Annotated in this window: 12 protein-coding genes; 9 read left to right on the forward strand and 3 right to left on the reverse strand. The window is 73.5% G+C overall.

Annotated features, from left to right (window positions below; translation table 11 throughout):
- Positions 1–4 precede the first annotated feature (4 nt).
- From ACI793_RS06870 to nusB, 8 genes are read left to right on the forward strand one after another with little or no spacing between them, the layout of a single operon-like run.
- Positions 5–667, forward strand: coding sequence for a prepilin peptidase (locus tag ACI793_RS06870; protein ID WP_456605625.1), 663 nt, complete (start codon positions 5–7; stop codon positions 665–667).
- A 49-nt stretch (positions 668–716) separates the two neighbouring features.
- Positions 717–1895, forward strand: coding sequence for a chorismate synthase (aroC, locus tag ACI793_RS06875; protein WP_456605626.1), 1179 nt, complete (start codon positions 717–719; stop codon positions 1893–1895).
- Between the two features lie 20 nt (positions 1896–1915).
- A complete protein-coding gene (locus tag ACI793_RS06880; protein WP_456605627.1) occupies positions 1916–2437 on the forward strand; it encodes a shikimate kinase in 522 nt (173 codons plus the stop codon).
- On the forward strand, positions 2434–3522 hold the full coding sequence (gene aroB, locus ACI793_RS06885; protein ID WP_456605628.1) for a 3-dehydroquinate synthase: 1089 nt from the start codon (positions 2434–2436) through the stop codon (positions 3520–3522). Before ACI793_RS06880 ends, aroB begins: the two co-directional genes overlap by 4 nt.
- On the forward strand, positions 3519–3953 hold the full coding sequence (aroQ, locus tag ACI793_RS06890) for a type II 3-dehydroquinate dehydratase (RefSeq protein WP_456605629.1): 435 nt from the start codon (positions 3519–3521) through the stop codon (positions 3951–3953). Before aroB ends, aroQ begins: the two co-directional genes overlap by 4 nt.
- Positions 3950–5071 carry a M24 family metallopeptidase gene (locus ACI793_RS06895; RefSeq protein ID WP_456605630.1) on the forward strand — a complete coding sequence of 374 codons (1122 nt, stop codon included), beginning with the start codon at positions 3950–3952 and terminating at the stop codon, positions 5069–5071. Before aroQ ends, ACI793_RS06895 begins: the two co-directional genes overlap by 4 nt.
- Complete coding sequence (efp, locus tag ACI793_RS06900; protein WP_456605631.1) at positions 5072–5632, forward strand: elongation factor P; 561 nt, start codon at positions 5072–5074, stop codon at positions 5630–5632.
- A 28-nt stretch (positions 5633–5660) separates the two neighbouring features.
- Entirely contained in the window at positions 5661–6068 is a 408-nt protein-coding gene (gene nusB, locus ACI793_RS06905; RefSeq protein ID WP_456605632.1) for a transcription antitermination factor NusB, read from the forward strand.
- A 73-nt stretch (positions 6069–6141) separates the two neighbouring features.
- On the opposite strand, the gene ACI793_RS06910 is transcribed toward nusB, so the two are convergent.
- The gene (locus ACI793_RS06910; RefSeq protein ID WP_456605633.1) at positions 6142–7188 is read right to left on the reverse strand and encodes an ABC transporter permease subunit; all 1047 of its coding nucleotides are present in this window, start codon (positions 7186–7188) and stop codon (positions 6142–6144) included.
- Positions 7185–8138, reverse strand: a complete 954-nt coding sequence (locus ACI793_RS06915; RefSeq protein WP_456605634.1) for an ABC transporter ATP-binding protein — start codon at positions 8136–8138, stop codon at positions 7185–7187. Before ACI793_RS06915 ends, ACI793_RS06910 begins: the two co-directional genes overlap by 4 nt.
- A gap of 166 nt (positions 8139–8304) precedes the next feature.
- Here ACI793_RS06915 and ACI793_RS06920 point away from each other — a divergent pair, with 166 nt between their 5' ends.
- Positions 8305–8826, forward strand: a complete 522-nt coding sequence (locus ACI793_RS06920; protein ID WP_456605635.1) for a GNAT family N-acetyltransferase — start codon at positions 8305–8307, stop codon at positions 8824–8826.
- A gap of 139 nt (positions 8827–8965) precedes the next feature.
- On the opposite strand, the gene bldD is transcribed toward ACI793_RS06920, so the two are convergent.
- On the reverse strand, positions 8966–9520 hold the full coding sequence (gene bldD / locus ACI793_RS06925; protein WP_456605636.1) for a transcriptional regulator BldD: 555 nt from the start codon (positions 9518–9520) through the stop codon (positions 8966–8968).
- Positions 9521–9539: the final 19 nt, after the last annotated feature.

The raw sequence follows: 9539 nt of genomic DNA on the forward strand, positions 1-9539 counted from the left end.
CCCGGTGGAGCCGTCCCGGCCGGTGCTGGCCGTCGGGGTGCTGGTGGTCGCCGTGGTGCTGGGGCCGTGGCTGGCGCGGGTCGCCGTCCGGCTGGCCACCCGGGACGACGCGGTGCTGCCCACCCCGCTGCGCACCGGCGTCATGGCCGCCGCCCTCGCCGCGCTGCTCGCCGGCGCGGCGGAGCTGACCGGCCTGCGGCCGGCCACCGGAGCACTGGCCTGGGCGGCCGGGGCCGCGGTGGTGCTGGGAGCGACCGACCTGCTGAGCCACCGGCTGCCGGACCGGGTCACCTACCCCGCCTACCTCGTGTGCTCCACCGCGTTGCTGGCCGACGCCGTGGTGCACGGCACCTGGGGCGCGCTGCTCACCGCCGGTGCGGCCGGCGCGGCCGCGTTGCTCGCCGGAGGGCTGGGCTGGCTCGTCTCGCCGCAGGGTCTCGGCCTGGGCGACGTCAAGCTGCTCGGGCTCCTGGGTCTCCTGCTCGGCTGGTTCGGCTGGGGCGTGCTGATGGCCGGGGTCTTCCTCGGTCTGCTCACCGGGGCTCTCGTCTCGGTCCTGCTGCTGGTCACCCGCCGGGCCGGCTGGCGGACCGCGATCCCGTTCGGCCCGCCGCTGCTGGCCGGCGCCGTGCTGGCCCTCGCGCTGGGCGCGGTCCCGCCCGGCTGACCGGATGGCGCGCGGGGGAGGCGGCGCCCGTACTGGCAGAATCGCGCGCATGTTGCGCTGGTTGACCGCAGGGGAATCGCACGGTCAGCAGCTCACCGCGATCCTGGAGGGCCTGCCCGCCGGCGTCGAGGTGCAGACGGCCGATCTCGACCGCGAGCTGGCCCGCCGCCGGCTGGGGCACGGGCGGGGCGCCCGGATGTCCTTCGAGCAGGACGAGGTCACCCTCACCGGCGGGATCCGGCACGGCCGCACCCAGGGCGGGCCGATCGCCGTGCAGGTGGGCAACACCGAGTGGCCCAAGTGGTCGACGGTCATGTCGGCCGACCCGGTGGACGCCGAGGTGCTCGAGGGCCAGGCCCGCAATGCGCCGCTGACCCGCCCACGGCCGGGTCACGCGGACCTGGCGGGCATGCAGAAGTACGGCTTCGACGACGCCCGTCCGGTGCTCGAGCGGGCCAGCGCCCGCGAGACCGCGGCCCGCGTGGCGCTGGGCGCGATCGCGCAGGCGTTCCTGCACCAGGCGCTCGGCGTCTCCGTTGTGAGCCACGTCGTCGCCATCGGCCCGGTCACCGCGCCCGACGGCCTCGTGCCGGGCCCCGACGCCAACCCGGCTCTCGACGAGGACCCGGTGCGCTGCGCCGACCCCGCCACGAGTGCGGCGATGGTCGCCGAGATCGACGACGTCCGGAAGAACGGTGACACCCTCGGCGGCGTCATCGAGGTCGTCGTCCACGGCCTGCCGCCGGGGCTGGGCAGCCACGTGCACTGGGACCGGCGGCTGGACTCCCGCCTGGCCGGCGCCCTCATGGGCGTGCAGTCGGTGAAGGCGGTCGAGGTCGGTGACGGGCTGGAGACCGCCCGGCGCCGCGGTTCGGTCGCCCACGACGAGATCGACCTGACCGAGGGCCGGGTGCAGCGGCGCACCGATCGCGCCGGCGGCATCGAGGGCGGCATGACCAACGGAGAGGTGCTGCGGGTGCGGGCGGCGATGAAGCCGATCTCCACGGTGCCCCGGGCGCTGGCCACCATCGACACCGCGACGCTGGAGCCCGCGGTCGCCATCAACCAGCGCAGCGACGCCTGCGCGGTGCCCCGCGGCTCGGTGGTCATGGAGGCGATGGTGGCGCTGGTGCTCGCGGACGCCGTCCTGGAGAAGTTCGGCGGCGACTCGGTGGCCGAGACCCGGCGCAACGCCCAGGCCTACCTCGACGCCCTCCCGCTCCGGTGACACCTCCGGGAACCGGTCCGGTGCTGGTGCTGGTCGGCCCCCCGGCGTCGGGCAAGACGACGGTGGGGACGGCGGTCGCCACCGCTCTGGGCGCCGGGTTCCGGGACACCGACCGGGACGTCGAGGAGCAGACCGGCACCACCGTGGCCGATCTGTTCGTCCAGCACGGGGAGCCGCACTTCCGCGCGCTGGAGCGGGCGGCGGTGGCCCGCGGGCTCGACGAGCACGACGGCGTGCTGGCGCTCGGCGGCGGGGCGGTCATCGACCCGGCCACCCGGGAGCTGCTCGTCGCCCACGGCCGGGCCGGCGGGCTGGTGGTGTGGCTGGACGTCGACCTGCACTCCGCGGCCAAGCGCGTCGGCCTCTCCCGGGACCGGCCGCTGCTGGCGATCAACCCCCGGGCCATGCTGCGCACCATGCTCGAGGACCGCGCCCCGCTGTACCGCGAGGTCGCCACCGGCACGGTGTCGACCAGCGACCGGACCACCGACGACGTCGTCGCCGACGTGCTCGCGCTGATCCAGGGGAGGGACGCCCGATGAGGCAGGTCCAGGTGCCCGGTGAGCGGCCCTACGAGGTGCTGATCGGCCCGGGCGCGCAGGCGCGCCTGGGGCTGGTCCTCGACGGCACCGCCCGGGCCGTCGTGGTGCACGCGCCGCCGCTGACGGCTGCGGCCGGGGCGGCCGTCGAGACGCTGCAGACCGCCGGGGTGGCCGCCGAGGCCATGGTCGTGCCGGACGGCGAGGCGGCCAAGACCGCCGAGGTGGCCGCCGGCGCGTGGGAGCAGTTCGGCCGGCTCGGGCTCACCCGCACCGACGCCGTCGTCGGGCTGGGCGGGGGAGCGGTGACCGACCTGGCCGGCTTCCTCGCCGCCACCTGGGCGCGGGGCGTGCGCGTCGTGCAGGTGCCCACCAGCCTGCTCGGCATGGTCGACGCCGCCGTCGGCGGGAAGACCGGCATCAACACCTCGGCGGGGAAGAACCTGGTCGGGGCGTTCCACCCGCCGGCCGCCGTGCTCGCCGACACCGACGCCCTGGCCGGGCTGCCCGAGGCCGAGTTCCGCTCGGGCCTGGCCGAGGTGGTCAAGTGCGGCTTCATCGCCGACGGCGAGATCCTGCGGCTGCTGACCGAGGACCCCACCGGCCGGCGCGACACCGAGGAGCTCATCGCCCGCGCCGTCCAGGTGAAGGCCGACGCCGTGGGTGCGGACCTGCGCGACACCGGCGTCCGCGAGTTCCTCAACTACGGGCACACGCTGGGCCACGCGATCGAGCGGACCGAGGACTTCGGCTGGCGCCACGGCGAGGCCGTCGCGGTTGGCATGGTGTTCGCGGCCGAGCTGGCCGGGCAGGCCGGGCTGCTGACGCCCGCGGAGGTCGACCTGCACCGCAGCCTGATCGCGGAGATGGGGCTGCCGGTTCGCTACGACGGCGACTGGGCCGCCCTGCAGGCCGTCATGCGCGTGGACAAGAAGGCACGCGGCGCCACGCTGCGCTTCGTCGTCCTCGACGGCATCGGCAACCCGCGGATCCTGACCGACCCCGACCAGGCGTGGCTCGACGCCGCCTGGGCCGCAGTGTCGGCCACCCACCCCACCGCCCCACCGAGTGGAGGAGCAACCCGATGACGATCCAGGTGCTCAACGGCGCCAACCTCGGCCGGCTGGGAACCCGCGAGCCCGAGATCTACGGCTCGACGACCTACGCCCAGCTGGTGGACGTCCTGGAGACGACGGCGCGCGAGCTGGAGCTGGACGTGCGGGTGCGCCAGACCGACGACGAGGCCGAGCTGCTCCGGTGGATCCACGAGGCCACCGACGCCGGCGACCCCGTCGTCCTCAACCCGGCGTCCTGGTCGCACACGTCGATCGCGCTGCACGACGCGCTCGCCGCCCTGAACGCTCCGCTGGTGGAGGTGCACATCAGCAACATCCACAAGCGCGAGGCGTTCCGGCACCACTCCTACGTCTCCGCCGTGGCCGACGGCGTCATCGCCGGGCTCGGCGTCGAGGGCTACGTGCTCGCCCTGCAGTGGATGTCGCTGCGGGGTCACCGGTGAGCGTGGCGGGGCGGGTGGCCAGCACGGCGCAACGCCGCGACGCGCTGCGGGCGACTGCCGCCGAGCGGGGCCTGGACGCCGTCCTGGTCACCAACCTGCTCAACGTCCGGTACCTCACCGGGTTCACCGGGTCCAACGGCGCGCTGCTGGTGCGGACCGACGGTGCGGACCTCTTCGGCACCGATGGCCGGTACACCACCCAGGCGGCGGCCCAGGTGCCCGACGTGGAGGTCCTGGTCGACCGCGGCACCGTGCCCGCACTGGCCCGTGCCGCCGTGCGCGCCGGCACCGGCCGGCTGGGCTTCGAGTCCCACGAGCTGACCGTCGACGGGCTCGAGCAGCTGGGCCGCGTGCTCGACGACGCCGCGGCCGGGGGCACGGTGCCGGAGCTGGAGTCGATCCGCCGGGCGGTCGAGGCGCAGCGGGCGATCAAGGACGACGGCGAGATCGAGGCGCTGCGGCGGGCCTGCGCGGTCGCCGACCAGGCGCTGGCCGAGCTCGCCGCGGAGGGCGCCCTCCGCGCGGGACGGACCGAGCTGGAGGTCGGCCGGGAGCTGGACGCCCGGATGCTCGCCCTCGGCGCCGAGGCGCCCTCGTTCGAGACGATCGTCGCCGCCGGCGCGAACTCGGCCATCCCGCACCACCGGCCCGATGCGACGGTGCTGCGCGACGGCGACTTCCTGAAGCTGGACTTCGGCGCCACCGTCGAGGGCTACCACTCCGACATGACCCGCACGGTGGTGCTGCGGCAGGCCGCGGACTGGCAGCGGGAGATCTACGGCCTGGTCGCGGAGTCGCAGGCGGCCGGACGGGCGGCGCTGGCGGTCGGTGCCGACGTCGTCGCCGTCGACGCCGCCTCCCGCGACGTCATCACCGCGGCCGGCCACGGGGAGCACTTCACCCACGGGCTGGGCCACGGCGTGGGACTGGAGATCCACGAGGCGCCCAGCATCGGCCCGCTGGGCGCGGGTACGCTGGCCGCCGGTATGGCCGTCACCGTGGAGCCGGGCGTCTACCTGCCCGGCCACGGCGGTGTCCGGATCGAGGACACCCTGATCGTCACGGACGACGCGCCCGAGTTGTTGACCCTCACGAGCAAGGAACTGCTGGTTCTCTAGATGGCTACCACCAACGACCTGAAGAACGGCATCGTCCTCAAGCTGGACGGCCAGCTCTGGACCGTCACCGACTTCCAGCACGTGAAGCCCGGCAAGGGCGGCGCGTTCGTGCGCACCACGCTGAAGAACGTGCTCTCGGGCAAGGTCGTCGACAAGACGTTCAACGCCGGTCTGAAGGTCGAGACCGCGACCGTCGACAAGCGGAACATGACCTACCTGTACAAGGACGGCGACGACTTCGTCTTCATGGACGGCGACACCTTCGACCAGATCACGGTCCCCGCCGCCACCGTCGGCAGCGCCGCGGACTACATGCTGGAGAACACCGAGGCCATGGTCGCGGTGAACGAGGGCGTCCCGCTGTACGTGGAGCTCCCGGTGACCCTGGAGCTCGTGGTCCAGCACACCGACCCGGGCCTGCAGGGCGACCGCTCCACCGGCGGCACCAAGCCCGCCACCCTGGAGACGGGCGCGGAGATCCAGGTCCCGCTGTTCATCACCACCGGCGAGAAGCTCAAGGTCGACACGCGGGACGGCCGGTACCTCGGCCGCGCCAACTGAGCTCCCTCCGCGGAACCCGCACCCGCTGATGGCTGCCCGCACCAAGGCGCGCAAGCGCGCCGTCGACGTCCTCTACGAGGCCGACGTCCGCAGCCGCGACCGGCGGGCGCTGCTCGCCGAGCGCGTCGCCGACGGCAACCCGCCGGTGCCCGAGCACACGATCCGGCTGGTCGAGGGCTTCGACGAGCACGCCCGCCGCATCGACGACCTGATCGACACCCACGCCTCGGGCTGGTCGATCGACCGGTTGCCCGACGTCGACCGCGCAATCCTGCGCATGGCGGTCTACGAGCTGCTCTGGGCCGACGACGTGCCCGACGCCGTCGTGATCGACGAGGCGGTGGAGCTGGCCAAGACGCTGTCCACCGACGACTCGCCGGGCTACGTCAACGGCGTCCTGGGCGCGATCCTGGCCGCCGAGGTCCCCACCGCCTGACGCGCCGAATGCCGTCCGACTCCTCCACTCCTGCGACCGCGAAGCGCCCCTAGCCTGCGTGCGCTCCGCCTGCTCAGTGCAGGTCGCGCTTGGCGAACAGGACGGCTCCGACGGCCACCACGACGAGGGTGACCACGCCCAGGTAGACGCCGGCCTGCAGATGGCCGAGGTAGTACACGGTCTCCTCCACCATCCCGTTCGCGTCCGGCTGGTCGCCCCAGACGGTGATCGTCGATCCGTCGTTCTGCACCAGCGCCAGCGCGTTCTGGCTGAGCAGCCAGGGCTGCCACAGCGGGCGGAAGCCCCGCACCAGGTTCTCCACGATGACCAGGTAGACGAACGCGATACCCAGGGCCGCGCCGGTGTTGCGCACCAGGTGGGTGAGCCCGAAGGCCAGCAGCGCGGCGATGACGGTGAGCAGCACCCCGCGGGCCTGGGTCTGCAGCAGGTCGCTCCAGAACGCCTCGGGCAGGTCGACGTCCCGGCCGACGAAGGCACGGAGGATGCCCGACATCGCCAGCCAGCCCGCCTGCGCCACCACCCCGATGAGGGTGGCCGCCCCGATGAGGACCAGGAGCTTGGCGGCCATGACCTGCATCCGGCGGGGCACCCAGAACAGCAGCGCGACCAGCGAGCGGGTCGACCACTCCGCGCCGATCCAGGTGGCGCCCACGAGCGCGGCGATCACCGCGGCCATCCCGGCGAAGACCAGCGCGCCGTCGAAGCCGCTGGCGGCGAAGTCGAACGGTGCCGTGTCCAGGTACCAGGCGAGCTCGAAGTCCTCGCGGGTCATCTCCGGACCGCAGAACTGCTCGGGAGAGGTGTCCGCGGCCGCGCCGGCGTCCTCCAGGCACTGCTGGCGGTACTGCTCGTTGTTCGCGATGTCGGCGTCGATCTGCTGCTCGGCGCGGGCGATCTCGTCGGCGCCGGGGTTGCCGTACTGGGTCAGGGCGATCCCGGTGGCGACGATCCAGCCGACCACGGCCAGCGCCAGGATCAGCCGGATGAACCGGCGCGAGCGGAAGCGGTGCAGCTCCGAGCGCAGCAGGCTCCCGAAGCTGGATCGGGGCGGGACCGACCCGGTCGACGGGGACGCCGGCTGCTCGACGACGGCGCTCATGCCGGCGTCCCGGCCGCGGTGGGCCCGTCGTGCGGCTGGTCGCCGGTGATGGCCAGGAAGGCGCTCTCCAGGTCGGGGGTCACCCGTCTCAGCTCCTCGAGGTAGAGGCCGGATCCGGCCAGGACGCGGGTGATGTCGCTGGGGGTGGCCACCGAGTGGACCATCAGGGCGCCGTCGGCGGGGGAGACCGAGAAGCCGGCACGCTGCAGCACCCCGGCGGCCGTCGTCGGGTCGGCGATCTGCACGAGGACGTCGCCGGAGCCGCGGCTGGCGAGCACCTCGCCGACCGGACCGGAGGCCACGCATCGCCCCCGGGCCAGGATCGAGACCGAGTCGCAGACCTGCTGGATCTCGGCCAGCAGGTGCGAGGAGAGCAGGACGGTGGTGTGCCCGTCGCGGCCCAGGCGGCGGATCAGCTCGCGGACGTCGCGGATACCGGCGGGGTCCAGTCCGTTGCTCGGCTCGTCGAGGATCAGCAGGCGAGGCGCCTTGAGCAGCGCGGCGGCGATGCCGAGCCGCTGCTTCATGCCGAGGGAGTAGCCCTTGAAGCGGTCGGCGGCCCGGTCGGTGAGGTCGACGAGCTCCAGGCACTCCTCCACGCGGTTGCGGGACAGCCCGGCCGCCTCGGCGAGGAGCTGCAGGTTGAGCCGGCCGGAGAAACCGGGGACGAACAGGGGCGTCTCGACCAGCGCCCCGACCGAGCCGATGACGTCGGGAAGGCCCTGCGGCACCGGCTGGTCGAGCAGGCGGATCTCACCACCTCCGGGGTCGGCCGAGACCAGGCCGAGGAGCACCCGGATGGTGGTGGTCTTGCCCGACCCGTTGGGGCCCAGGAACCCGTGGACCCCGCCGGACTCGACGAGCAGGTCCAGGTTGTCCAGGGCCTTGTGCGGCGGGCGCCCGCGACGCCGGTAGCTCTTGGACACCGCGGTCAGCTGCACGGCCGGCATGGGATCTCCCTGCTCCGCAGGCCCTGCGCCGCGGGTGGCTGCACCCTGGCACAGTGCGAGGCGGCGGGGGCCGTTCCGACACACCGCAGGTTCGCGACCCGTGGTCCGGAGGCAGCTGGCATGCACCCTCCGGCATGCCAGAGTTGCCGTCATGGCAGGTGGAGCGATGCCGGACCGCGAAGTCGTGCTCGAGACGGGTCGCCTGCTGCTCAGGCCGTGGCGGGTGGCCGAGGCTTTCGTCCAGCGTCAGCTGTGGATCGAACGCGATCCACGAGTGCCGCCGCACCGCCGGATCGACGCGGACGGACGACCCACGGTCGCAGACCTCGAGGAGTGGATCCGCGACAGCCAGCCATCGTCGACCGGGTTGTTGGCGGTCGAGCGGAAGACGGCTCGTGACGTCATCGGCTACTGCGGGTTGGTCGACAGCGGACGAGGGGCGGCGGGAGAACCGGAACTGGCGTTCGAGTTGCTACAGCGGGTCTGGCGTCAGGGATACGCGACCGAAGCGTCTCTCGCAGTTCTGGACTGGGCGAGATCGTCCGGGTACGAACGCCTGTGGGCCACGGTCTGGGAGTGGAACACCGCCTCGCGCCGGGTGCTGGCCACAGTCGGATTCACCGAGTCCGAGCGGAGGGAGGTGGACCCGCTCCACGGGACCACCCTGTTCGCCACGAGACGGCTCTGAGGGCCGGCGCCCCGCCCGTGGACGGCCCCGGGCGCGTGCTGCGGCCAGTCGCCGGGTCAGCCAGCGGGAGCGCTGAACGCGACAGGCCCAGGACGTCTGCCGTTCTGGGCCCCTCACGCTCACTGCTCGCAGCTGCGGGTCAGCGCGGGGAGCGGCGGCGCTCCCAGTTCGGGTCGAGCTCTTCGTCCTCGTCGTCGGAGCCGCCGAAGCCCACGACGCTGTCCATGCCGGCGGAGATGACCCCCCACTCGATCAGCCGCGAGGTGAGCTCGTCGGGGCTCATGTCGTAGATGATCGCCAGCGACTTGAGGTCCTCGGCGCGGATGGAGAGGACCTTGCCGTTGTAGTCGTGCCGCTGCGCCTGGATGGTCGAGGCGTACCGCGCCAGGGGGCCGGCCTCGTCGGCGGGCAGCGAGCCCAGCGACTCCAGGTTGAGCACGATCTTGCTGCTGGAGGTCACCGCGGAGCTCGGCCGCGGGTCCGGCAGCAGCTCGGAGACCGGCACGCCGTAGAAGACGGCCAGCTCGGAGAGCCGCTGCACGGTGACGGCGCGGTCCCCGCGCTCGTAGGAGCCGACGACGACTGCCTTCCAGCGGCCGTGCGACTTGTCCTCCACGCCCTGCAGGGACAGGCCCTGCTGGTTGCGGATGGCGCGGAGCCGGGCGCCGAGGGCCCGTGAGTAGTCGGTGCTCATCGCGTTCCTGCTCACTGTC

Source organism: Blastococcus sp. SYSU DS0617, assembly GCF_054051075.1.

Bases quoted from the DNA above. Each gene is read 5' to 3' on its own strand.
- efp (WP_456605631.1), top strand. From the start codon at position 5,072: ATGGCTACCACCAACGACCTGAAGAACGGCATCGTCCTCAAGCTGGAC.
- nusB (WP_456605632.1), top strand. From the start codon at position 5,661: ATGGCTGCCCGCACCAAGGCGCGCAAGCGCGCCGTCGACGTCCTCTAC.
- aroC (WP_456605626.1), top strand. From the start codon at position 717: ATGTTGCGCTGGTTGACCGCAGGGGAATCGCACGGTCAGCAGCTCACC.
- ACI793_RS06910 (WP_456605633.1), bottom strand. From the start codon at position 7,188: ATGAGCGCCGTCGTCGAGCAGCCGGCGTCCCCGTCGACCGGGTCGGTC.
- aroQ (WP_456605629.1), top strand. From the start codon at position 3,519: ATGACGATCCAGGTGCTCAACGGCGCCAACCTCGGCCGGCTGGGAACC.
- ACI793_RS06915 (WP_456605634.1), bottom strand. From the start codon at position 8,138: ATGCCGGCCGTGCAGCTGACCGCGGTGTCCAAGAGCTACCGGCGTCGC.
- ACI793_RS06920 (WP_456605635.1), top strand. From the start codon at position 8,305: ATGCCGGACCGCGAAGTCGTGCTCGAGACGGGTCGCCTGCTGCTCAGG.
- bldD (WP_456605636.1), bottom strand. From the start codon at position 9,520: ATGAGCACCGACTACTCACGGGCCCTCGGCGCCCGGCTCCGCGCCATC.
- aroB (WP_456605628.1), top strand. From the start codon at position 2,434: ATGAGGCAGGTCCAGGTGCCCGGTGAGCGGCCCTACGAGGTGCTGATC.